Origin of the sequence: Botrimarina colliarenosi, assembly GCF_007859955.1 — a bacterium.
GTDB lineage: Bacteria > Planctomycetota > Planctomycetia > Pirellulales > Lacipirellulaceae > Botrimarina > Botrimarina colliarenosi.
The window spans coordinates 423,016-446,558 of record NZ_SJPR01000001.1; the positions used below are offsets into that span (position 1 = coordinate 423,016).

Annotated in this window: 16 protein-coding genes; 11 read left to right on the forward strand and 5 right to left on the reverse strand. The window is 67.3% G+C overall.

Annotation, left to right across the window (positions count from 1 at the left end):
- The first annotated feature begins 77 nt into the window (after positions 1-77).
- Together Pla108_RS01715 and Pla108_RS01720 are read left to right on the forward strand one after the other, a co-directional pair.
- A complete protein-coding gene (locus Pla108_RS01715) occupies positions 78-1,766 on the forward strand; it encodes a CTP synthase (RefSeq protein WP_146442077.1) in 1,689 nt (562 codons plus the stop codon).
- A complete protein-coding gene (locus Pla108_RS01720; RefSeq protein ID WP_146442080.1) occupies positions 1,766-2,188 on the forward strand; it encodes a DUF1844 domain-containing protein in 423 nt (140 codons plus the stop codon). Before Pla108_RS01715 ends, Pla108_RS01720 begins: the two co-directional genes overlap by 1 nt.
- A gap of 368 nt (positions 2,189-2,556) precedes the next feature.
- Here the strand turns inward: Pla108_RS01720 and Pla108_RS01725 are convergent, their stop codons facing one another.
- Together Pla108_RS01725 and Pla108_RS01730 are read right to left on the reverse strand one after the other, a co-directional pair.
- Positions 2,557-2,982, reverse strand: coding sequence for a hypothetical protein (locus Pla108_RS01725; protein ID WP_146442082.1), 426 nt, complete (start codon positions 2,980-2,982; stop codon positions 2,557-2,559).
- Between the two features lie 116 nt (positions 2,983-3,098).
- Positions 3,099-5,387, reverse strand: a complete 2,289-nt coding sequence (locus Pla108_RS01730; RefSeq protein WP_197526141.1) for a DUF11 domain-containing protein — start codon at positions 5,385-5,387, stop codon at positions 3,099-3,101.
- A gap of 398 nt (positions 5,388-5,785) precedes the next feature.
- On the opposite strand from Pla108_RS01730, the gene Pla108_RS01735 reads away from it, so the two are divergent.
- From Pla108_RS01735 to Pla108_RS01745, 3 genes are all read left to right on the forward strand, one after another.
- Positions 5,786-7,336 carry a DUF1598 domain-containing protein gene (locus Pla108_RS01735; RefSeq protein WP_197526142.1) on the forward strand — a complete coding sequence of 517 codons (1,551 nt, stop codon included), beginning with the start codon at positions 5,786-5,788 and terminating at the stop codon, positions 7,334-7,336.
- Between the two features lie 291 nt (positions 7,337-7,627).
- Positions 7,628-8,641 carry a DUF1214 domain-containing protein gene (locus Pla108_RS01740; RefSeq protein ID WP_197526143.1) on the forward strand — a complete coding sequence of 338 codons (1,014 nt, stop codon included), beginning with the start codon at positions 7,628-7,630 and terminating at the stop codon, positions 8,639-8,641.
- A gap of 64 nt (positions 8,642-8,705) precedes the next feature.
- On the forward strand, positions 8,706-10,520 hold the full coding sequence (locus Pla108_RS01745; RefSeq protein WP_146442088.1) for a family 43 glycosylhydrolase: 1,815 nt from the start codon (positions 8,706-8,708) through the stop codon (positions 10,518-10,520).
- 234 nt (positions 10,521-10,754) lie between these two features.
- On the opposite strand, the gene Pla108_RS01750 is transcribed toward Pla108_RS01745, so the two are convergent.
- The 3 genes from Pla108_RS01750 to Pla108_RS01760 form a co-directional block, all read right to left on the reverse strand.
- Entirely contained in the window at positions 10,755-12,155 is a 1,401-nt protein-coding gene (locus Pla108_RS01750) for a glycerate kinase type-2 family protein (protein ID WP_146442091.1), read from the reverse strand.
- A complete protein-coding gene (rpiB, locus tag Pla108_RS01755) occupies positions 12,152-12,616 on the reverse strand; it encodes a ribose 5-phosphate isomerase B (protein WP_197526144.1) in 465 nt (154 codons plus the stop codon). Before rpiB ends, Pla108_RS01750 begins: the two co-directional genes overlap by 4 nt.
- Positions 12,617-12,691: 75 nt before the next feature.
- Positions 12,692-13,828, reverse strand: a complete 1,137-nt coding sequence (locus Pla108_RS01760) for an L-threonylcarbamoyladenylate synthase (protein ID WP_146442096.1) — start codon at positions 13,826-13,828, stop codon at positions 12,692-12,694.
- A gap of 335 nt (positions 13,829-14,163) precedes the next feature.
- Here Pla108_RS01760 and Pla108_RS01765 point away from each other — a divergent pair, with 335 nt between their 5' ends.
- The 6 genes from Pla108_RS01765 to Pla108_RS01790 all read left to right on the forward strand — a co-directional run bounded on the left by Pla108_RS01765 (position 14,164) and on the right by Pla108_RS01790 (position 23,518).
- Entirely contained in the window at positions 14,164-15,051 is an 888-nt protein-coding gene (locus Pla108_RS01765) for a hypothetical protein (RefSeq protein ID WP_197526145.1), read from the forward strand.
- A 111-nt stretch (positions 15,052-15,162) separates the two neighbouring features.
- A complete protein-coding gene (locus Pla108_RS01770) occupies positions 15,163-18,300 on the forward strand; it encodes a VWA domain-containing protein (protein WP_146442102.1) in 3,138 nt (1,045 codons plus the stop codon).
- 146 nt (positions 18,301-18,446) lie between these two features.
- Entirely contained in the window at positions 18,447-19,463 is a 1,017-nt protein-coding gene (locus Pla108_RS01775) for an AAA family ATPase (protein WP_146442105.1), read from the forward strand.
- A gap of 225 nt (positions 19,464-19,688) precedes the next feature.
- Positions 19,689-20,120 carry a DMP19 family protein gene (locus tag Pla108_RS01780; protein WP_146442108.1) on the forward strand — a complete coding sequence of 144 codons (432 nt, stop codon included), beginning with the start codon at positions 19,689-19,691 and terminating at the stop codon, positions 20,118-20,120.
- Positions 20,121-20,346: 226 nt separating this feature from the next.
- Positions 20,347-21,225: a DUF58 domain-containing protein gene (locus tag Pla108_RS01785; protein ID WP_146442112.1), complete on the forward strand. Its 879-nt coding sequence runs from the start codon at positions 20,347-20,349 to the stop codon at positions 21,223-21,225.
- 196 nt (positions 21,226-21,421) lie between these two features.
- Positions 21,422-23,518 carry a vWA domain-containing protein gene (locus Pla108_RS01790; protein WP_146442115.1) on the forward strand — a complete coding sequence of 699 codons (2,097 nt, stop codon included), beginning with the start codon at positions 21,422-21,424 and terminating at the stop codon, positions 23,516-23,518.
- Positions 23,519-23,543: the final 25 nt, after the last annotated feature.

A 23,543-nucleotide genomic window follows, 5' to 3' on the forward strand; every position in this document is an offset into this window, starting at 1 on the left:
GGTCTCCGATTCGGCGCTGCTAGCTGCTAAGCTTGGGCTTTCCCGCCTCGCGACACGGACCGGAGCCCCCCAAAAGCATGGCCAAGCACATTTTTGTCACCGGCGGTGTCGTCAGCTCGCTCGGCAAAGGGCTCACCTCCGCGTCGGTCGGCATGCTGCTCGAGAAGCGGGGCCTCTCGGTCCGGATGCAGAAGCTCGACCCCTACCTGAACGTCGATCCGGGGACCATGTCCCCCTACCAGCACGGCGAGGTCTACGTCCTCGACGACGGCTCGGAGACCGACCTCGACCTGGGCCACTACGAGCGATTCACCAGCGGCCCGCTGACGCGCGACTCGAACTACACCACCGGGCAGATCTATCTGTCGGTGATCGAGAAGGAACGCCGCGGCGAGTTTTTGGGCAAGACCGTCCAGGTCATCCCGCACGTCACCGGCGAGATCCAGCAGTGCATCGCCCGGCTCGCCGACACGAAGGACGCCGACGGCCGCAAGCCGGACGTCGTCATCACCGAGATCGGCGGCACGGTGGGCGACATCGAGAGCCTGCCGTTCATGGAGGCGATCCGCCAGTTCGCGTTCACGGCCGGCAAGGGGAACTGCCTGTTCATGCACCTGACGCTGGTGCCGTACCTGAAGGCGGCCCGCGAACTGAAGACCAAGCCGACCCAGCACTCGGTCGGCCTGTTGCGGCAGATCGGCATCCAGCCCGACATCCTCGTCTGTCGGACCGAGCAGCCGATCGGCCGCGAGGATCGCGAAAAGATCGCCCTATTCTGCAACGTGCCGTTCGACGCCGTCATCGAAGAACGCGACAAGGACTTCAGCATCTACGAGGTGCCGCTGTCGCTGGTCGAGAACCGCCTCGACGCGCAGATCTGCGAGCGGCTGGGGCTCGACACGCCCGAGCCGAACCTCGACGACTGGCACGACTTGCTCAACCGCCTGCGTCGGCCCGACCACGAGATCTCGATCGCCGTGGTTGGCAAGTACGCCGAGCACCGCGACGCCTACAAGAGCATCTACGAGTCGATCGACCACGCCGGCATCCACCACAAGGCGCAGATCCGCATCGGCCGCATCCGCAGCGAAGACGTCGAGGCCGAAGGGCCCGAACGGCTGTTGTCGGGCTACGACGGCGTGCTGGTGCCGGGCGGCTTTGGCGAGCGAGGCATCGAGGGCAAGGTCCAGGCGATCCGCTGGGCCCGCGAACGCGGCGTGCCGTTCTTCGGCATCTGTCTCGGCATGCAGTGCGCCGTGGTCGAGTACGGCCGCGACGTTGTCGGACTCCAGGGGGCTCACAGCACGGAGTTCGATAAGGACACGGCCCACCCGGTGATCTGCCTGCTGGACGAGCAGCGCGAGGTCACCAACAAGGGGGGCACGATGCGGCTCGGCGCGCAGCCGACGGTGCTCGCCGAGGGGTCGCTCATCGAGTCGTGCTACGGCAAATCCACCGTCGACGAGCGGCACCGTCACCGCTACGAGTTCAACAACGTCTACCGCCAGCAGTACGAGGCGAACGGCCTCCGCTTCGGCGGCACCAGCCCCGACGGCAAGTTAGTCGAGGCGATCGAACTGCCGGACCACCCCTGGTTCCTGGCGGTGCAGTACCACCCCGAGTTCAAGAGCAAACCGATCAAGGCCCAGCCGCTGTTCGCCGGTTTTATCGGCGCGGCGGTCGCCTACCGCAACCGTCGCAAGGAGCGCGGCTCGGCGGGTGAGCAAGCCTCCGAAAAGAGCGAGTCGACCCAGCAGGCAACCTAATGAGCGAAGAAAAGAAAATCTTCATCGACGAGGACTGGAAGGCCCAAGTCGAGCGCGAGAAAGAAGCGGCCGCCGAACCGAAAGCCGCCAGCGAGCCGGGAGACGTAAGTCCCCGGAGTGAAGCGCAAACACCCCCAACTAACGTTGGAGGCTCGCCCGACCCCGATGACCCGCCGATGCCGGCCGCCTCGATCGGCATGCTGATGTCGTCGCTCGCCACCGAGGCGCTGCTGTCGCTGGGCCAGTTCCCGCATCCCGTGACGGGCGAGACCAAGGCGCGCCCCAATCAGGCCAAGTACCTGATCGACACGCTGGCGATGCTCAAAGAAAAGACCACCGGCAACCTGACGTCGGACGAGGCGCTCGCGCTCGACGATGTCTTGCACCAACTGCGGATGGCGTTCGTCGCCTCGAAGCCGTAGCGCGCCGAATCGCCGGTGCGAGCCGTCGCTATAAGCCGACGGCGCTAGCCTGGGGCTGCGTCGCTGATCGCTAGTTCGGCTCAATCGGCTTCGGCTCAAGCGGCCGGAAGCAAAACGCCACGCCCGACAGGGTGAAACGAAAGACGCTCGCGCGCCCCTCGCTGATCCGTCGTGACTTGCACCCCAACCGCTGACGGGCGGTCGTGGAAAAACGCGGGCTCACCCTGTTCGGGCGTGGCGGAGGATCGCTTGGTGGGAGTTGTCTGGTGGGCCGCCGACGAGCGGCGTAGCGAAGAATGTACGATCCTTTCCGCCGTGTGCAACCTCCGGCTTGGCAATTCACGGAGAGTTTGCCGGCGACGGCGTCGCTAGCACGCGACGTTCCACAGCAACCGCCATTGCGTAGTTTGCTGTCGCTGTAGGGTGAGAACGCCATCGAAGTCACCCGCCAGACGAGCAACGACCTGATCGTCTTGATCGGATAGCCACAACAACTCGCCACTGGCGAGACGGTGCACGTCGCCACGGCCGCCGCTGACGGGACCCTCGTAGGTCAGATACGCGGCGCGGTGGTCGTCGAGTTGCATCGCCTCGACCTCAGCGTCGCACGCTCCCGTCGCCGCTTCTGACGCAAGCCACGCGGTCGGCAGCGTCAGCAACGACCACGTCGCTAAACCTGCCTCGTCGCTCACGTCGTCCCGCTCGAGCATCAGGTCCCAATGGGGGCCGTCTCGGTAGTCGGCGGGGCAGTCGTGCCGCAGCAGAACCCAATGGAGTGGCGATTTCTGACCCATAACCCGTAAACCACCGGTACACGTCGGAGCCTCGGGCGCTAGCCCGGGGTGGGTACCCACCCCGGGCTAGCGCCCGAGGCTCCGACGTTCTTTTTTGGTGAATGACGCCGCGCTGTTTAGCGCGGGCTGATCGAGATCGCGGTGGTCGCCGTGACGGGTTCGCCCGTCGCGCCGTTCCGTAGGTCGAGCGACACCGTCGAGACGCCTTGTTCGACCGGCATGTACGGGAGTGCGAAGCGGAAGGTCTCGCCGGCGGCCAGCGACGGGATCGCCGGGAACCGGACCTCCGACTGGAACTGGGTCGCCCCGGCTGGGATCGTCGGCTGGATCTGGCTCTCGAACCGCAAGCGGTACTCCACATTCTGCATCGGTTGGCCCGACGTGTTGGTGATCGCCACGTTGAGCGTCGCCGGCTGGCCGACCTTCGCCGGGTTGGCGGTCGAGCTGATCACGCCCTCAAGATCGCGCCGTTGCGTCGGCGCTGGCGTCGGGACGTTTGGACGCCCCGGGAGGATCTCGACCGCGTCGGTTTTCTGTTCGTAGTCGCTGTCGGTGATTAATGCGTAAGCCGTGACCTTTGCCTGATTGCTCGGTGCGACACAGTCGAACTCGATGTCGAAGCGGACGCTGCCGCCGGCGGGGATCGACTCCCCTTCCCAGCGCAGCCCGCGGTCAATGGCGCGAGAGCCGCCGGTCGCTTGCGTGGCGACCAGTTGCGCGTCGGCGAGCACCTCGACGGCGAGGTTGCTGGCCGGCGTCGAGCCGTCGTTGTAGACCGTCACGATATAGCTGAGCGACTGCCCCACCTCTTTTCGGGCATCGAGCGCCGACTCGATCCGCAGCTGCGGCCGCGCCGGCGGCGCGGGGCGGTCGATCGTGAAGCACTGGCGATCAACCGACGACGCCATTCCGTCGGCAGAGACATTGACGCGGTAGCACTGCTGGCCCGCCTCGACCGCGGTGAAGTTGACGTCCACCACGCTCGAATCGCCCGGCCCCAGGTCGGGCAGGTCGGACCGCTCCAGCAGGTAGCGCCCTTGCAGGTCCTGGGGGCTGGAGAGCCCGCGGTCGAAGTCGATCGCGATCCGCAGATTCTCCGCCGGCGTGTCGCCCGTGTTGAGCAGTTCGACCGAGACCGGGATCGGCTCACCGACACGGATCGGGCCGGTCGACGCGCGGCGTAGCACCAGCTCGACGCGCGGGCCGATCTTGGCGGGGGGCGTTCCGAGCGTGCCGCCGTCGTTGCCGGTCGGGGGGGGCTCGAACGGCGCCGGGGGCGTCGCTCCGCCGCCAGTCGGCGGCGTCACGCCACCGCCGATTGGCGGGGTCGTCGGCACGGACGCGGTCGGGGTCCAGTTGACCACCGTCTCGCCGCCGCCGACTTCGAGCCGCGGCGCCGGCATCGGGCCGCTGGTCGCGGGGCGGATGACCGTCACCTTAACCTGGGCCGAGCCCGGCTGATCGTCGGTCGGCGACACCTGGACGCTTGCCCGGCCGTTGGCGTCGGTCGTCGCCTCGGACGCCTGGCCCGATTCGTAGCCGAGCCGCGCCTGGTCGCCGCGGAGCACCTCGTAGCGGACCAGCCAACCCTGCACCGGGGCGCCGTCACTCTGGCGCGTGATCGTCGTCGTGAGCGTCCCCGTCTGGCCCGGCTGCAGCGGCAGCGGTGGCGGCAGCTTCCACTGGGCGTCGACCCAATAGACCGTCGCGGTGCTGCGGCGGGCGTCCCAGTCGGTCGACCCGGGCGCGGTCGCCGTCACATAGCTGACGCCTTCGCTGGCGCTGGTGACGGTGATCCAAGCCTCGCCGGTGCGGACCTGCACGTCGTCCGTGGGGTCCTCGGTGCCGCGGCGGAGGCAGACGTTGAACGGCGTTGTGTATCCGACCGCGTAGGCGTTATCGACCTTGTTGGGCCGTTCCCACGGCAGCCGCATGAAGTCCATCTCGCCCCGTTCGCCGACGGTGACGAACTGGCCCGAGCCCTCCTGCCCCAGCATCCACTCGATGCGGCGGTTGGTGCGGAGGTAGCCGTCCTTACAGCAAACGCCCGCCTTGAGGATCACTTCGCTGCCGACGGGGGCGAGGATCCGGCTGGGCGTGATGGTGAGATTCTCGTCGGCCGGCGACTGGGCCGTCACGGCGACCGGCCCGGCGGGCGCCCCGTAGGCCGGAGCCCCGTAGGGGGGCGGGGCGGCGGGCGGCACGGCGCCGGCGTAGACCGGCGGGACGTCCAGATTGCCCCCCTGCGAGGGCAGCGTGGGGGCCGTCGCCTGAGGCTCGGGCCAGATCAAGAACCGCCGTCCGGAGGGGTCGATCCGCGGCAACCCCGCGCAGCCGCTGGTGAGCAGGGCCGCCACAAGGGCGACCCGCCACGCTTTCGGCGATCGGCGGGAGAGGGGGGACACGGGCATCCGGTGGCGAGAGCGGTTTTTCCTTCGACCCCCGGCCGTACGCGGCGCGCAGCCACGATTCCGGACGGAGGACCGCGAAAACGTAGCCCACGACAGGCCGCCAGGTTGGGAAACGGCAACGTTTACGTTGACTTTTCGCTACCCGGGGGATCGGGTTGGGGGGGCCCCGCGGGTTGTCGGGGCCAACCCCCCGGGGAGGGCCGCCGAATCGCCACAACCCCCTGCTGTTTCTTGCCTTGCCTACTTTGCCCGATTACCCTGAAGGCTCGACCCAAGAGGCCGCGGCCAACGCCTATCGCAGGCGCTACGCCGCCGGTCCCGACCCCCTACCCCTCCAGCTGCCGCGGCCGGGCGACCGGCCGGCCCGCAGCGATCGCGTTCGAGGACGCACCATGCGCATGACTTTGGCCCGTCCCGTTGGCTCTCTGGGCCGCGGATTTCTTACCGCCGTGCTCGTCGCCTTGCTGGCGTGCGCCTCGCCATCGCTCGCCCAATTCGGCGGCGGCGGTGGTGGCCAAGGTGGCGGCGGCCTCGGTGGCGGCGGTGGCGGCGGCCTCGGCGGCGGCGGTGGCGGCGGTCTTGGAGGCGGCGGTGGCGGTGGCCTCGGCGGCGGTGGCGGTGGTGGCGGCCTCGGCGGCGGCGGCGGTCAAGGTGGCGGTGGCGGCGGCCAAGGTTCCGGCGTCATCATCGACGCCAACGGCGTTCTGCACCGGATCGATGCGGCCGATCCCGGTGGACGTCTCGCCCAGCAACGCATCGCCGAAGCGATGAACCGCCTCGAAGGCGACCTCGCCAAGCCGAGCAAGCTCCGCAAGGTCTCGCTGACGCGCCTCGAAAAGGCCCTCGCCGGGCGTCTCGACGCCGGCCAGCAGCCGACCGACGCGATGCAGAAGCTCGCCGGCCTGACCCGCATCGACTACGTCTTCTGCTACCCCGAAACCAACGAAATCGTCCTCGCCGGCCCCGCCGAGCCGTGGGCCGAGGCCCCCTCGGGCCGCACGCTCGGCATCCAGAGCGGCAAGCCGACCCTCGAGCTGCAAGACCTCGTCACCGCGATGCGGGCCTTCGGGCCCGACTCGGCGGCCGACGACGCGCCGCTCATCTACTGCTCGATCGACCCGACCGAAGAGGGCCTGCAGCGGATGCAGCAGTTCCTCGCCCGCGTCGGCCGGCCCAACCCGAACCTGATCGCCTCGCAGCTCCAAGAGCGGCTCGGCGAGCAGGTCATCACCGTCGGCGGCGTCCCCGCCGACACCCACTTCGCCCAGGTGCTGGTCGAGGCGGACTACCGGATGAAGCTCATCGGCATCGGCCTCGAGCAGGCCGCCGCCCCGATCGCCAGCTACGTCAGCCGCGTCAACCCGGCGACCGTCAGCAAGAACGCCCTGCAGCGTTGGTACTTCGTGCCCGACTACGAGCGGATCAAGACGACCGAAGACGGCCTCGCGATGGAGATGGTCGGCGAAGGCGTCCGCCTCGTCGGCGAAGACGAAGTCGTCTCGCGCGACGGGATGCGTCGCAAGCTCGGCCGCAACAACCGGGCGAGCAACAAGTTCGTCACCGAGTTCACTGAGAACTACGCGAAGCTCGCCGCGGCGAGCCCCGTCTACGCCCAGCTCCGCAACTGCATCGACCTGGCCGTCGCGGCCGCGTTCATGAAGCAGCACGACCTGTTCGCCAAGTCGGGCTGGTCGATGGGCGTGCTCGCCGACGAGTCGAAGTACCCGGTCCGCACGCAGAACGCCCCGCAGAAGGTCGCCTCGGCCGTCAACGCCCTCTGGAAGGGGAGCACGCTGATGACCCCGATCGGCGGCGGCGTGATGATCCGCCCGACCGAAGCGCTAGACGCGGCGAACGTCAAGGCCGACGAAGACGGCAAGCTCGCCGAGCAGCGGGCGACCGTTGAAGCGGCCGCCGCCAGCGACGCCTGGTGGTGGGACTGAGAAGTCCTTCGCTACTCAATCTGTTTAACACGAGCCCTCCCCCGCGCAGCGGGGGAGGGCTTTTTTGTTTCGTTGTGACTGAGAGTGTTTCGAAGGCACTTCGGGGGATCAGATTTTTCTGAACGGCCACGGAGCCGAAGGGGTATACTCCGCCCATTACTCCTCACGTCGCCGACCCATCCCCGCGACTGCTGTCTCGACGACAGTCGCTGATTGCCGGGGTTTCAGTACCCCTGCGAGGATGATAGGTCGACTGCGATCAAAATTTATTTCTCTACTCCGGAGGGTTAGATGTTCCCCGTAAGAATCGCCTCCGTCCTCCTTCTCTTCTCGACTGCCAGCACCGTGCTTGGCGTCGAGATGGTCAATGTTCTGAACTATGTCCGGGCGGAAAGCGACATGCAGTTCAAAGGCTATGCCGCCAAAGCGGGTGGCGTCGGCAAGCTGATGAACTTCCGTGAGGTGTACTCGGTCGAGAATCAAACGACGATCCGCGGCAACCGTGACACCCTTTACTCGTTTGGCATCTACGACTTGGCTGCGGGCCCCGTAACGGTCGTCAAGCCGAAGTCTCCCGACCGCTTCCAATCGTTGCTCGTAATCGACCAGGACGAGTACAACCCTGTCCTCAAGACCGGTGCGGGGGAGGTCACGCTGAGCATCGATAACGTCGGCACGCGTTACGCCGTCGTTTTGTTTCGGACTTTCTGCGACCCGAAGAGTCCGACCGACATGGAGAAGGCGCACGCGTTGCAAGACGCCATTCAGGTCAAACAAGCATCGCCCGGAAGTTTGGAACTACCCGACTGGGACATGGCGTCGCTGGTGGAGACTCGTCAATCGATCAACGCGATGGTTTCTAAAATCGATGGCCTACCGAACGCCTTTGGCCCCCGAGGCGAGGTTGATCCGCTGCAACACCTGCTCGGCGCCGCCTACGGATGGGGCGGCAATCCGCAACGCGGTGCGATGTACTTCAATCAGGAGCCGACGAAGAACGACGGCAAGACGGCCTACACGCTCACCATGCCCAAGGACGTTCCCGTCGACGCTTTTTGGTCGGTCACCGTTTATAACAAAGACGGCTTCTTTACGCCGAACGACCTCGACGCATACTCTTTTAACAGCATTACGGCTAAGAGAGACGATGATGGCGGCGTGACGATTCACTTCGGGGGAGACGCCGACAAAGCGAACTACCTGCCCCTCACCGACGGCTGGAACTACGTCGTCCGCTGTTACTTGCCAGGTTGGCAGATTGTCGAAGGCGATTGGACGCCACCTACACCCCAGCCGGTCGAATAGTTGTTGCGGCGCTACGTACGCCCCTGCCGCGATGCTCCCCATAGGTACGTGATCCCTTTCCGCTATGATTCGCCACCTCCTGCTTCTCACCCTCGCCGCCACTTGCCACGTCGCCTCGGCCACGGAGCCGGCGCCCGCTGACGCGTGGCTCTTCACGTCGTTCCGCGGCAACGGTGACGGGCTCCACCTCGCCTACAGCGACGACGCCCGCACGTGGGTCGAGGTCCCGGGACGGCTCGTCACGCCGACGGTCGGCTCGGGGTTGATGCGCGACCCGCACATCACCCGCGGGCCCGACGGCCGGTTCCACATGGTCTGGACGTCGGGCTGGGGCGACAAAGGCATCGGCTACGCCAGTTCGCCCGACCTCGTCACTTGGTCGGAGCAGCGCTACTTGCCCGTGATGGAAGACGTCGCCGACGCGCGGACCTGCTGGGCGCCAGAGGTCTACTACGACGAGGCCCTCGGGCAGTTCTTGATCGTCTGGTCGTCCGACGTCCCCTCGGCGTCGCCGACGCCCGATCCGCGGGGGGGCTACCACCGGGCCTACTACGTCACGACCAGGGATTTCCAGACGTTCTCGCCCCGCCAGATGCTGTTCGACCCGGGCTTCAACAATATCGACGCCACGGTCATCAAGTCGGGCGGCAAGTGCTACGTCGTCTTCAAAGAGACCGACGACCAACCGAAGCAGGTCTGGGGCCGCGTTTGCGCCGCGGTTGCGGACCAGATCACGGGGCCCTACCGCCTGCTCGACGAGCCGCTTGTCGAGAACAAGCGTGTCGAAGGGCCCGCCGTCGCCTCGCTCGGCGACAAAACGATCCTCTACGCCGACTTCTATGTCGACGGACGCTACCTCGCGCTCGAGACCGACGACTGGAATGAGTGGAATGATATCTCTGCGGAGTGCTCCGTAGTCTCCGGCCAACGTCACGGCAGCCTGCTGCAAGTGTCGCGCGAGGAGCTCGAGCGGATCGCTCCCGACGCCGGGCGCCCCGCCCCCGCGGCGGCGCTCCCCGACGTCCATGCCGACCCGCACGTCGCCGTCTTCGGCGATCGCGTCTATCTCTATCCAACAACCGATGGGACCGAAGGTTGGCGTTCCACCTCGTTTCACGCTTGGTCGTCGGCGGACCTCCGCGACTGGCGCGACGAGGGGGTGATTCTCGACCTGCCGCGCGATCTCACCTGGGCCGACCTACACGCCTGGGCGCCGGCCATCGCGACCCGCAATGGCAAGTACTACTTCTATTACAGCGCGGACAAGAACATCGGCGTCGCCGTCGCCGACACGCCGGCGGGCCCCTTCACCGACCCGCTCGGCAAACCGCTCGTCGCGGCGCGGGACTATCACGGGATGCAGTGCATCGACCCGATGGTGTTCGTCGATGACGACGGCGCCCCCTATCTCTACTGGGGCCAGGGCCGCTGCAAGGCGGTCCGCCTGAACGACGACATGATCTCGTTCGACCCCGCCGCGGTGCGCGACATCACGCCGCCCGGTTACAACGAAGGCCCGTTCGTCCACCGCCGGGCGGACACGTACTACCTGAGCTGGTCCGAGAACGACACCCGCGACCCGCGCTACTCGGTGGCGTACGGCGTGTCGGACTCGCCGCTCGGCCCCTTCAAGAAGGCGGCGAGCAACCCGATCCTCAAACAACGCGGCGTCGTCCGTGGGGCGGGGCACCACTCGATCGCCAAGCTCCCGGGCGGCGACCAGTGGGTGATCGCCTACCACCGCTTCCGAATTCCGGACGGCGACGGCTACCACCGCGAGACGTGCCTCTCACCGCTGCGACACGACGCGGACGGCGTGATCCTGCCGGTCGATGTTTATGAACCGGTCGAGGCGACCCAACTATCGACGCCCGAGTAACGGCTCGAAGCGGACGATCGGCGGTGAGAGATTCGAACCGACAGCCAGCGATCAGGCCGCCAACTTGCTGCGTAACGGCAGGACGTTATCGGCCTGATCGATGTTCGGGCGTTGCACGCCGCTTTTGGCCAGGTGCGCGAACCCGAATTCTTGGAACGACCTCACCGCCCCTGCGGGGTCGGAGTCTAAGAAAGCAACGCCAATTTGACTTGGCCGCCGCGCGCCGCTTCGAAGTTAACGCCGCACCGTGACGACGCGCAGGTCGCAGACGTTCGTGTGGGTCGGCCCCGTCATCAGCAACGCGTCGACTGATGCGAAGAGCGGGTAGGCGTCGTTGCGGCGGAGGGGGTCGGCGAGGTCGGCGCCGGCGAGGCGGGCGGCGATCGCTTCGTCGAGCATCGCCCCGGCGGCGTCGGTCGGGCCGTCTTCGCCGTCGGTGCCGCCCGACACGAGCGCGACGCCGTGGCAGTCGCCAAGCTCGGCGAGGGCCGCGAGCGCCAACTGCTGGTTGCGGCCCCCTTTGCCTCGGATGTCGGCCGGGGCGAGCGTCACCGTCGGCTCGCCGCCGGTGATCAGGCAGTCGGGCTCGGTCGACGACGTGGCGTCGCGCATGCGCTCGGCCATCTGCGCCAGATGGCGGCCGACCCCTTCGGCGGGGCCCTCCGACTTGATCGCACAGTCCATGGCGTGGCTGTAGCCGAGCCGTTCCGCCTCGACGCCGGCGGCGTCGACCGCGGTGGCGTTGTTGGCAAGGACGAGCGTTGTCGCCTCCGTGGTCAGCGGCGTGGGCTTCGTTCTGCCGCTGTCGTGGAGCGCGGCGACGACGCGCGATAGATCGGGGTGATCGAGTAATTCGAGACGCCGCAGCACCGCGAGCGCGTCGGCGGGCGTCGACGCCGGCTCGACCGTCGGGCCGCTGGCGATCAGGTCGAGCGGGTCGCCGAGCACGTCGGACATCACCAGCGTCACGAGCCGGCCAGCGCGGCAGGCGCGGGCGAGGCCGCCCCCTTTGACGCGGCTGAGGTGTTGGCGGACGACGTTGAGCTCGTCGATCGACGCCCCCGCCGCCGCCAGGAGCCGGGCGACCGCGACCTTGTCATCGAGCGACAGCCTCGCGGCCGGCGCCGGGAGCAGGGCCGAACCGCCCCCCGATAGCAGGCAGATCACCACGTCGTCGGGCGACGCGTCGCCGACGAGCCGCAGCATCTGGGCCGTCGCGGCGGCGCCCTCCGGACGCGGCTCGTTGACGCCCGGCGGTCGTCCCCCGACGAGTTTGATCGCCCCGGTCGGTCCGACGCAGTCGGCCGGCACGCTGAGGAGCCCGGCGACCTGGCCCGCCTCAACCAGCGGAGCGAGCGCGGCCTCGAAGCCACGGGCCATCCCGGCGCCCGCCTTGCCGCCGCCGACAACGATCAGCCGCGAACTTGGCGCCAGGTCGACATCAACGGCGTCGCCACGGGTCGTTTCGATCGAGAGTCGCCAACGGCCTTGGTGGATCGCTTCGAGGTGGATCGCCTCGGCTAGAAGCCGCTCGGGGGCGACCGCCGCGACACCGGCCCGCCAGATCCGGACGGCGTCGTCAAGGAGACTGCGTTGGTCGGTCGCTTGGCCGCCCGTCACCGATCCCCCCGTCATTCGGCCGTTTGCGGTCGGCAGCAGGTCGCCTCGATGGACTTCACCTTGTCGAGCCGGCGGGCGTGGCGGCCCCCCTCGAACTCGGTGCCGATCCAGACCTCGACCATCCGCTCGGCGACCCGGGCGCTGAGCAGGTCGGCCGACATGCAGAGGATGTTGAGGTCGTTGTGGCGGCGGCTGATCTCGGCGGTGACCTCGTCGCTGCACGGCGCGGCGCGGACGCCGGGGTACTTGTTGGCGGCGATCGCCATGCCGATGCCCGTCCCGCAGATCAATACGCCCCGGTCGATCAGGCCATCGCTCAGCTTCTTGGCGACAATCGCCGCGAAGTCGGGGTAATCGACGCTATCGGTACCGTCGGCGCCGTCGTCGGTGACGTCGTGACCCAGCCCTTGAAGCTTGGAGATAACGCCCCTCTTGAGGTCCACGCCACGGTGGTCGCTGGCGACGGCGATACGCATCGTAATTTGTCCGGGTAGGAAGTCAGAAAAGGGGGCGTGGGGCGGCGTTGGGGGGAGGACCCGGTGGGGACCGGGTCAGCCCGCTCGTAACTCGGCGAGGATCGCCGCGGCGTGGTGTTCGACGCCCCGTTCGATCTGCTCGGCGCATCGCTGGTAAACTTCCAGAGGCCCGCCGATCGGGTCGCTGATCGCGCCGCCTGACGCGTCTACTAGCTTGACACGCCCCGCCGCCTCAGGCCAGAGGCTGAGGATCGATTCTACGTGCGAGGGGGTCATCGCGATCAGCAGATCGGCTTGCCGAACCAGGTGCTCGGTCAGTTGCTGGGCCGCGTGGCCGTCGGCCGACATCCCTTGCTGGCGAAGGACTTCCGCCGTTTCGGGGCTGGCAGGGCTGCCCACCGCCGCAGCGATTCCGGCCGACGCGATCATGACGCCGCTCGACTCGAGCTCGTCCTCGGCCACGCCCAACCCCTCCGCCAGACGCCGCCGCATGACCACCTCGGCCAGCGGGCTGCGGCAGGTGTTTCCCGTGCAAACGAAGACGACGAGCATGCGAGAGAGCCGTTCGAGGGTGGGGCGACCGACCACGCCTTCGCGGAGCACGTCGAAACCCGTTGGGGTGATCCTGACGACCGACGAGGGCTGGCCGTACCGCGCCGGACCGTCGTCGAGCACCAGCGAGAGCTTGTCGCCGAGGGCGTCGACGCACTGCTGGGCGGTTGTGGCGTCGGGTTCGCCGGTCTGGTTGGCGCTGGTCAGGGCGATCGGCCCGGCCAGCATCCGCAGGATGTCTTGCACCAGCTGGTTCGCGGGAGAACGGAGACCGACCGTCCCGTTCGGGCAGATATAGGGGAGAACCGCCGCCGGGAGCCGGCTGATGAGGCCCTCGTCGCGATTGGCGTCGACGACCAGCGTCACCGGCCCGGGCCAGCAGCGGCGGGCGAGCCGGCGGGCGGTGGGGTTCCACCCGGGGGCGTAGTCCTCGGCGTCCTCGGCGCTCTTGATCGCCAGGGCGAAGGGCGAGGCGGCGTCGCGTCCCTTGGCCGCGGCGAGGCGGGCGACCGCGTCGGGATGGGTCGCGCTGGCCGCGATGCCGTAAACCGTCTCGGTCGGCAGGGCGACGAGTTCCCCCTCGGCGAGGGCCTGGACGGCCCGGTGCACCACATCGCGGGCGTCGTCCGCTCGGGAGACGTTGATGACAAGGGGCGGCATGGCGGAGGCGTGAACAGAGCCGGCTATCGCTCCGGCCGGTGGCGTAAGTCGAGACCTGGATTCTATTTGTTGCGAAAACAAGCGGTCAACTAGGCGGCGCGGTCCGGCGGAGGTTGCCTAGACAACTCGCTCGCTTGCCCGACTCCCCTCTTACAGTGACAATCGACTGACGTCAGGCCCGATTGGGCCTGGGCGATCGCCCCTCCAGGCCCGACGGCATGACTGACCCCGCGTCTGACGCCGTCCACGGCCGCCACCTACGTGGACCCGTCAGCGGCCCCATCGGCCGCCGTGCTTGGCTCGTCGGCGTCGGAGCCGCTTTCGCGGCGGGCTGCTTGAGAGACGCACCCCCGGTCAGCGAGGGCGCCTCCCTCGCCCGGCTCGACAAGGTCTGGGGCGTCCATGGCATCGCCGGCGAGCGGATGCACAAACCCCGCGCCATGGCGATCGGGCCCGACGACCGGCTCTACCTGGTCGATTTCACCGCCCGCATCCTCGTCTACGACACCGACGGCGAGTTCCTCCAAAGCTGGCAAACCCCCGACAGCAAGAGCGGCCGGCCGACCGGCCTGACGTTCGACCCCGTCGCCAACGAACTGCTGGTCGCCGACACGCACTACTACCGCGTCCTGGCCTACACGCCCGATGGCGTGCTCAAAGAAGACCGTACCGTGGGGGGCGTCAACGGCAAGGCGCCGGGCGAATTCGGCTTTGTCACCGACGCCGTACGGGATTCGGCCGGCTGTCTCTACGTCAGCGAGTATGGCGACAACGACCGGGTGCAGAAGTTTTCACCCCAGGGGGAGTTTCTCACCCAGTGGGGATCGCACGGCACCGACGAGCTGCAGTTCAAGCGGCCGCAGAACCTGCTCGTCGACCCGCAGGACCGCGTCTGGGTCTGCGACGCCTGCAACCACCGCCTCAAGGCGTTTAGCCCTGACGGCGAACTCCTTTTCAGCTGGGGCGTCGAAGGCTCGGGCCCCGGCGAGCTCTACTACCCGTACGACATGGTGATGGACCCGGCCGGGGACCTCTACGTCGTCGAGTACGGCAACCACCGCGTGCAGAAGTTCACCCAGGCGGGCGAATCGCTCGGCGTCTGGGGCGAGCAAGGCTCGGGGCCGGGGCAGCTCTGGTCGCCTTGGGCGCTGGTGCTCGATAGCTTGGGGCGGTTGCATGTGCTCGATACACAGAATCATCGTGTGCAGAGGGTGATTGTGTAGGTTGTCCGACGACTTGCGGTACACCACCGACGACTAACGTCGCCGGCTCGCCAGCGGTTACTTCCCACTTCCCACTTCCCACTTCCCACTTCCCACTTCCCACTTCCCACCTTGTTCTCCCGCTCGCTTGCCTTCGACAGCCCTTGGTGGCTCGCCCTGCTGGCGCTGTTGCCGGTGTTGTGGGCGCTTAGCTACCGCGGCCTGTCCGGTCTGGGCACGTGGCGGCGCTTCGGGGCGTTGGCGTTTCGGTCGATCGTGTTCACGCTGGTCGTCTTCGCGCTGGCCGACGCCCAGTTCCGCAAGACGACCGACCGGGTGACGGTCCTCTACCTGCTCGACCAGTCGCTGAGCATCCCCGAGGCGCAGCGGGAGGCGATGCGGTCGCTCGTCAACGGCTTGGTGCGCGAGCACCGCCGCGACGACAAACAGGACCGGGCCGGCGTGGTCGTCTTCGGCGCCGACTCGGAGGTCGAGATCCCGCCGATCGACTTCAACTACGAGATGTCGCGGATCGAGTCGCTCGTCGACCGTCGGGCCACGAACTTGGCGGGGGCGATGGAGCGGGCCATGTCGCTCTTCCCGTACGACTCGGCCAAGCGCGTCGTCCTGGTGACCGACGGCAACGAGAACGCCGGCGACGCCCTCCGGCAGGCGCGGGCGATGGCCGACGCGGGCGTGAGCGTCGACGTGCTGCCGACACCGCTGATCGCTCGCAGCGAGACGGCGGTCGACAAGATCGCGTTGCCGTCGGACGTGCGGCTCGACCAACCGTTCGAGGCGCGGATTGTCATCGACCATCAGGCCGACGCCGGCTCGAGCGCCAAGGGACAGCTCCGCATCGTCCGCAAGACGGGCGACGTCGAGCAGGTCATCTCCGAGGGGCCCGTCACGCTGAAGCCCGGCAAGAACGTCTTTAGCGTCCGCGAGACGATCGACCGGGCCGACTTCTATACCTACGAGGCGCGGTTTGTCCCCGACAACGCCGCGGGGGACGCGTCGGCGCAGAACAACGTCGCCACGGCCTTCACCCACGTCCGCGGCAAGGGGCAGGTCCTCTTCATCGAAGACTGGGAGCACCCGGGCGAGTTCGACCGCGTCGTTGATGGCCTGCAGCGCGAGGGCCTCGAGGTGACGCTCCGCCAGTCGAACCAGTTGTTCGCCAACCTGGCCGAGTTGCAGCGGTACGACTCGGTGGTGCTCGCCAACACGCCCCGCACCAGCGGCTTCGGCGACGACCTGCCGGGCGAAGGGGGCGTGACGGTCGTCACGGACGCCCTCTCAGGGTTCAGCGACGAGCAGGTCGAGATGCTGGTCCGCAACACCGAGGAGCTGGGCTGTGGCTTGGTGATGCTCGGCGGCGATCGCAGCTTCGGCGCCGGCGGCTGGGACGATTCGCCGCTCGAGAAGGCGATGCCGGTCGACTTCGAGATCAAAGCCGCCAAGGTGACGCCGGTCGGCGCGCTGGCGATGATCATGCACGCCAGTGAGATCGCCCAGGGGAACTACTGGCAGAAGCGGATCGCGATCGAGGCGGTCGACACGCTCGGCCCCCGCGACTACGCCGGCCTGCTCACTTGGCAGCCCGCCGGCGACCAGTGGCTGTGGGGGCAGTCGCAGGGGGGGATGATCCCGGTCGGCCCGTCGCGACAGAACATGAAGGCCCGCGTCGATCGGCTGAGTGTCGGCGACATGCCTGAGTTCGACCCCGGCATGAAGGTCGCCGCCGCGGCGTTCGCGAAGCTCAGCACCGCCAACCCGGCGCCGGCGATCAAGCACATGATCATCATCTCGGACGGCGACCCGTCGCCGCCGACCGGGGCGACCATCGCTTCACTCAAGAAGCAGAAGGTCCGCGTCACCACCGTGGCGGTCGGCGCCCACGGCCCCGCGGGGCACTCCACCATGGAGCAGATCGCCAAGCAGACCGGCGGCAAGTACTACGTCGTCCGCAACGCGGCCGCCCTCCCGAAGATCTACCAGCGCGAGGCGCGGCGGGTCTCGCGGCCGCTGGTGCGTGAGCTCGCGCCCGCCGAGTCGCCCGTCAAGACGCTTGAGCACGAGATCGTCCGCGGCGTCAGCGAGAACTTCCCGCCGACCTCGGGCTTCGTCATGACGACGCTCAAAGACAGCTCGCTGGTGGAAGTGATCCTCCGCTCGCCCGTGCCGACCGACGCCGAGAGCTCGACGATCCTGGCGGCGTGGACCTATGGCCTGGGCAAGTCGGTCGCCTTCACCACCGACGCCGGCGCCCGTTGGTCCGACGCCTGGACCGAGTGGGAGGACTACGACCGCTTCTTCTCGCAGATGGTCCGCTGGTCGATGCGGCCCACCGGCGACACCGGCAACTTCACGATCTCGACCGACGTCGTCGATGGCAAAGCGCGGGTCGTCGTCGACGCCCTCGACAAGAACGACGAGTTCCTCGACCTGCCGGCGATTGGCGGCGCGGCGGTTCGGCCCGACCTCGGCTCGTCGCCGCTCGACTTCCGCCAGGTGGCGCCGGGCCGTTATGTCGCCGAAGTCGAAGCGGACGACCCGGGCAGTTACATGATCGTCGTCAGCCCCGGCGCCGGTCAGGGCGTGCTCCGCACCGGCGTCAACGTCGGCTACAGCGACGAGTTCCGTGACCGCACAACCAACGTCGCGCTGCTCGACTCGATCGCCGGGCTCGAAGCGAAGGGGGGCGCCGAGGGAGAGGACATCGCCACCGCAACCGGGTTCGAACTCACCGGCCTCGACGCGGCCAACGAGATCGCCCTGTCGGACGCCTACGACCCCTACCGCCGCGACCTGCCGCCCGCCGTCGCGAGCCAACCGATCTGGCCGCTGATGGTGCTGCTGGCGAGCTGCGTCTTTGTCGCGGACGTCTTCATCCGCCGCGTGCAGGTGAACCTCGCCTGGGTCGGCCCGCTGCTGTCCGCGACCAAGCGGCGCCTGTTCGGCGGCGAAGAGCGCGAGCCGCAGGCCGAGACGATGGCCCGCCTCCGCAGCCGCAAGGCGGAGGTTCGCGAAACGTCCACCGCCGCCGGCTCGACGCGTTTCGAAGCCTCCGACGAAACGCCGCCGAGCGCCGACGCCTCGCCGCTCGACGAACTCCGCACCCCGACCGGCGCCACGCCCAAGAAGCCGACCACGCCGCCGAAGCAATCGCTCGCTTCCGACGCGAAACCGACCGAAGAGGGTTACACTTCGCGACTGCTCAAAGCGAAGCGCGACGCGATGAAAGACCGTGACACAAAGGACAAGTGACAACTGATTCCCCCTCCCCCTTGTGGGGAGGGGGTAGGGGAGGGGGGAGACGCCGGGTACCCGATTCACCCCCTCCCCCTGCCCCTCCCCACAAGGGGGAGGGGAGACCTGAAAAACAACGCCAACTAATACCCGACGAAATCGCAATGTCCCTCGCTGACAATATCGAAGAACGCGCCGCCAAGTTTGCCGAGCGTTACAAGGCCGTTTATGCCGAGCTTGGCAAGGTCATCGTCGGCCACGGCGACATCTTGCATGGCGTGCTGACCTGTCTGTTTGCCGGCGGGCACACGCTGCTCGAAGGCGTGCCGGGGCTCGGCAAGACGCTGCTCGTGAAGACGCTCAGCGAGGTGCTCGACCTCGACTTCAACCGCATCCAGTTCACGCCCGACCTGATGCCGGCCGACATCCTCGGCACGAACATGATTGTCGAAGACGCCAACGGGCGGCGTGGCTTCGAGTTCCAACGCGGGCCGATCTTCACGCAGATCTGCCTCGCCGACGAGATCAACCGCGCCACGCCCAAGACCCAGTCGGCCCTGCTCGAGGCGATGCAGGAGAAACGCGTCTCGGCCGGTGGCACGACCTACGACCTCAAGCGGCCGTTCTTCGTCATGGCGACGCAGAACCCGATCGAGCAGGAGGGAACCTACCCGCTCCCCGAGGCGCAGCTCGACCGGTTCTTCTTCAAGCTGGTGGTCGGCTACTCGAACCGCAAGGACCTCAACGAGATCCTCCACCGCACGACGACCGGCGCGGTGTTCACGCCCGCCAAGGTGATGCACGGCGACGAGATCCGCGAGCACCAGCAACTGGTGCGCGAGGTGATCCTGGCGCCGCACGTGCAGGACTACATCGCCCGGCTGGTGCTGGCGACGCACCCCGAAGGCGAATACGCCGCCCCCGCCACCAACCAGTCGCTGCGCTGGGGCAGCAGCCCCCGCGGAGCGCAGACGATCGCCCTGGCGGCGAAGGTGCGGGCCCTCCTCGGCGGCCGCTACAACGTCAGCTTCGACGACATCCGCAGGGTCTACCTGCCGGCCATGCGCCACCGCGTAATCCTCAACTTCGAGGCCGAAGCGGAGAACATCGACCCGGACACGATCCTCGTCGAGATCCTCAAACACGTGCCGGAGAAGGTGGAGGAAGAGAAGGCGGCGTAAGAAATGGCTGGCGAGCCGGCCACGTTAGTGGTCGGTGTACTTGAGGCGGCGTTTAGGAAAGGAGATGGGGGGATGTTGGTGATAGGGGGGATGGAGCTGCCGCTCCGGCGGTAGGCTGTAGGCCGTGACAGGCGCCAGCGCGGTTACGGCAGAGCGGTGATGAAGAAGCAATTGCCGTAACTTCGCTGGAGCTTGTTACGGCCTACACCTTGCACAGGGTAACCAATGCACGACGATGCCACTCAGGAGCGGTGGAGCCGGCTTTGTAAGAAGTGGTCAGATGAAGGCTATTCTGCGCTCTCACCTGCAGAAAAAGTCTGGCTGAATGTACGGGCAATCATTGATTCAACGAGCGATGGCGGCCTCATCAGCTATTTCTACAACAGTGGCGCGGACGATTACGACGACATGATGGCTGCTTTGGGGACGCTAGGAGCCTCAAATATCCAATCAGAAGTAAAGAGAGTTGCAGCCCTTTTCCCTTCCCCTATGCCGGAAGACATCGACGTTCGCAATGACGTGATTGGCTCGTGGTCAGACGAAGACTTTGCAAGAGACCAATTTCTGGACGAAGTTGATGAGCGTCTCTTCGCACTGTTTGATGATCTGGAGGATAAGCTTGACGCATTCATCAAGGAACAGGGACTCATGAACTAGACCAAGCATTTAGCGGCAAGCCCATACGTTTACATGGGCATGCTTCCCGGTTAACCGTGTATCCACTTCATATGGCCATTAAAGAGTGGCCATGGCACCCAAAGATAACTTCGACCACCACACCGGAGCGGTAGCTCCATCCCCTCATCCCCAATTCATCCCCCCCATCTCCCTTCCTAACGCCCCCACCAAAAACACCGACCACTAACGTGGCCGGCTCGCCGACGTGCCCATCACTCAGCCCCTCCTGCCGCCCGACCTCGCCCGTCAGCTCGAACGCCTCGAGCTGGTGACGCGCAAGGTGTTTCGTGGCCGCATGAAGGGGGAACGCCGGTCGGCCAAGAAGGGGCAGAGCGTTGAGTTCGCGGACTACCGGAACTATGTCGCCGGGGACGACCTGCGGTCGCTCGACTGGAACCTCTACGCGCGGCTCGACAAGCTGATCGTCAAACTCTTCCTGGAAGAGGAAGACCTGCACTTTTACACGCTGATCGACGCGTCGCCGTCGATGGCGTTTGGCGATCCGACCAAGCTGGAGTACGCCAAGCAGCTCGCCGCGGCGCTCGGGTTCATCGGGCTGATCCGCACCGACCGCGTCAAAGTCGAATCGCTCGGCGGGCTGCAGAGCCCCGTGCTGCGCGGCCGGCGGGGCGTGTCGCGGCTGCTCGGTTTTCTCGACACGGTCGAGCCGAACGAGACGGTCAGCCTCGAGGCGGGCGTGCGGCAGTTCTGCTTGCGGAACCATGGCAAGGGGATCGTCGTCTTGCTCACCGACCTGATGGACAAGGCGGGCTACGAATCGGCGATGCGTTATCTGGTCGCCCAGCGGATGGACGTCTACGTGATCCAGATCCTCAGCGGCGCCGAGATCGACCCCGACGTGGCGGGCGACCTGCGGCTGGTGGACTGCGAAGACGGCGACGCAGCCGAGGTGACCATCAGCGCGCCGCTGATCGCGCGGTACAAAGAGACGCTCGCCTCGTTCACCGCCGGCGCCCAGGAATTCTGCGGCCGCCGGGGGATGAACTACCTGCTGACCAGCACCGAACGGCCGGTCGAGGAGCTGATGGCGACGTGGCTGCGGAAACGGGGTTTGGTGCGGTAAGATTCACCACAGCGAGCACGGCAATACATTTTTTTGGGCGGAGTTGTGGGAGGGGTCTCCTGACCCCGATGACGCGCACCATGCCATAACGGAATGGAGACCGTTATCGGGGTCAGGAGACCCCTCCCACAGGAACTAGGTTAGGCGTCCAGGGACCCTCTCTCCGTGGCCTCTGTGCTCTCCGTGGTGAAACGACTTGAACGAGCTATTCCGTAATACGCTCTCCCCCACCCAGTGGGCCGTGCTTGCCGCGGTTCCGCCGGCGATTCTTGCGCTCTACTTCTTAAAGCTGAAGCGCGTGCCGCTCGAGGTGCCGAGCACGTACCTGTGGCGGAAGAGCATTGAGGACCTGCGGGTCAACAGCCTATGGCAACGGCTGCGGCAGAGTCTGCTGCTGCTGTTGCAGTTGCTGGCGGTGGCGCTGGCGATCCTCGCGCTACTGCGGCCCGGCTGGCAGGGGACCGAGCTGACCGGCGGGCGGCTGATCTTCCTCGTCGATAACTCGGCGAGCATGTCGACGACCGACGCCTCGGCCGACGACGGCGTCAGCGAAGGCGACCGCGCGCGGCTGGCCGTCGCCAAGGAGAAGGTGCTAGGGCTCATCGACCAGATGGACCGCGGCATGACGGCGATGATTGTCTCGTACGCGGGCGAGCCGAACGTCGTCCAGCAGTTCACCGACAACACCCGGCTGCTGCGCGAACGGCTGGCGACGATCGAGCCGACCATCGGGACCACCGACCTAAAGGGGGCGCTCGACTTGGCGGGCGGCCTAGCAAACCCGGCCCAGGTGACGGTGCAGGAAGGGGCGCCGGAGGTCGATGTCGTCCCGGCCGAGCCGGCGACGCTGTTCATCTTCAGCGACGGCCGCTTCGGCGACGTGCAGGACTTTGCACTCGGGAACCTCGACCCGATCTACGTGCCGCTCGGCTCGGGCAAGACCAACAACCTGGCGATCACCGCCCTAGAGACCCGCCGCAGCGAGTCGGAACTGGGCCAGCTGCAGGCGTTCGTCCAGGCGGCTAATTATGGCGCCGAGCCGGTCGACGCGATCGTCGAGGTGCGTCGTGGCGAACGCCTCGTCGACGCCCGACGGCTGTCGATCCCGGCGGGCGAGACGGCCGGCGCGACGCTGGCGATCGGCGAGGCCAACTCGGCGGCCGGCGAAGGGGCGCTCGAGGCGCGGCTGTCGCGGGAGACGCTCGAGGGCGCCAACGACCGCCTCGAGGTGGACGACGTCGCCTTCGCCGCGATCAACGACAACAAGGCGAGCCGGGTGCTGCTGGTCACCAGCGGCAACATCGCGGTCGAGCAGGCGCTGACGACAGGCCGCGTCGATCGGCTCGGCGAGGTGACGATCGAGCCACCGGCCTTCCTCGATTCCCAAGACTACGAGACCCGCGCCGCGGCCGCGACCTACGACCTCGTGATCTTCGATCGCTGCGTTCCTAAGGAGGCCCCGCGAGCGAATACGGCCTACATCGGCGTGCTGCCTCCGGGCGAGGCGTGGCGACAGCGCGACGCGGAGGACGCCCCCGTCGCGGCCGAGTCGGTCACCGTGCCGCAGATCATCGACTGGAACCGCTCGCATCCGCTGCTGGCGAACGTCGAGCTGGGGAACTTCGACATCGTCGAGACGATGCTGCTCACGCCCCCGCCCGGCGCGGCGACGCTGATCGACGCGGCCGAAGGGCCCGTCGCGGCGATCGCCGCCCGCGACGGCTACGAGGACCTGGTGCTCGGATTCCCCATTTTGATCGAAGTCGACGGCGCGCTGCAGCGCAACACCGACTGGATCAACCGCCACAGCTTCCCCACGTTCTGGCTGAACGTGTTGGAGTACTTCGTCGCCCGACAAGCGGTCGGCGAGCGCTCGCTACGGCCGGGCGAGGCGATCGAGTTGCGGCCGCTCTCGCCGGCGAGCGAGACGATCTCGGTCACCTCGCCGTCGGGACGGGAAGAGACGCTCCGCCGGCGGGGCGAGCAGCCGTTCGTCTATCGGATGACCGACGAGGTCGGCGTCTACCACCTCGCTGAAGGGGGCCGCGAGACGCGGCGTTTCGCCGTCAACCTGTTCGACCCGGCCGAGAGCGACGTGCGGCTCCGCACCGACGAGACGCCCGACGACGCCCAGGCGGCGGCGGTCGCCTCGATCAAGATCGGCAACATCAACGTCGCCGCGACGGCCGGAGCGGCCCCGGCGCGGCACGAGCTATGGCGGGTGCTGCTGGTGGGGATGTTGGGACTGCTCGTGCTTGAGTGGTACGTCTATCACCGGCGTGTGTATATCTAGTGCGGTGTCCCCCTGCTTTTCAGGG

Excerpts from the sequence above, each read along its gene's own strand:
- Pla108_RS01715 (WP_146442077.1), top strand. The coding sequence starts at position 78 with ATGGCCAAGCACATTTTTGTCACCGGCGGTGTCGTCAGCTCGCTCGGC.
- Pla108_RS01720 (WP_146442080.1), top strand. The coding sequence starts at position 1,766 with ATGAGCGAAGAAAAGAAAATCTTCATCGACGAGGACTGGAAGGCCCAA.
- Pla108_RS01725 (WP_146442082.1), bottom strand. The coding sequence starts at position 2,982 with ATGGGTCAGAAATCGCCACTCCATTGGGTTCTGCTGCGGCACGACTGC.
- Pla108_RS01735 (WP_197526142.1), top strand. The coding sequence starts at position 5,786 with ATGCGCATGACTTTGGCCCGTCCCGTTGGCTCTCTGGGCCGCGGATTT.
- Pla108_RS01740 (WP_197526143.1), top strand. The coding sequence starts at position 7,628 with ATGTTCCCCGTAAGAATCGCCTCCGTCCTCCTTCTCTTCTCGACTGCC.
- Pla108_RS01745 (WP_146442088.1), top strand. The coding sequence starts at position 8,706 with ATGATTCGCCACCTCCTGCTTCTCACCCTCGCCGCCACTTGCCACGTC.
- Pla108_RS01750 (WP_146442091.1), bottom strand. The coding sequence starts at position 12,155 with ATGACGGGGGGATCGGTGACGGGCGGCCAAGCGACCGACCAACGCAGT.
- rpiB (WP_197526144.1), bottom strand. The coding sequence starts at position 12,616 with ATGCGTATCGCCGTCGCCAGCGACCACCGTGGCGTGGACCTCAAGAGG.
- Pla108_RS01760 (WP_146442096.1), bottom strand. The coding sequence starts at position 13,828 with ATGCCGCCCCTTGTCATCAACGTCTCCCGAGCGGACGACGCCCGCGAT.
- Pla108_RS01775 (WP_146442105.1), top strand. The coding sequence starts at position 18,447 with ATGTCCCTCGCTGACAATATCGAAGAACGCGCCGCCAAGTTTGCCGAG.
- Pla108_RS01780 (WP_146442108.1), top strand. The coding sequence starts at position 19,689 with ATGCACGACGATGCCACTCAGGAGCGGTGGAGCCGGCTTTGTAAGAAG.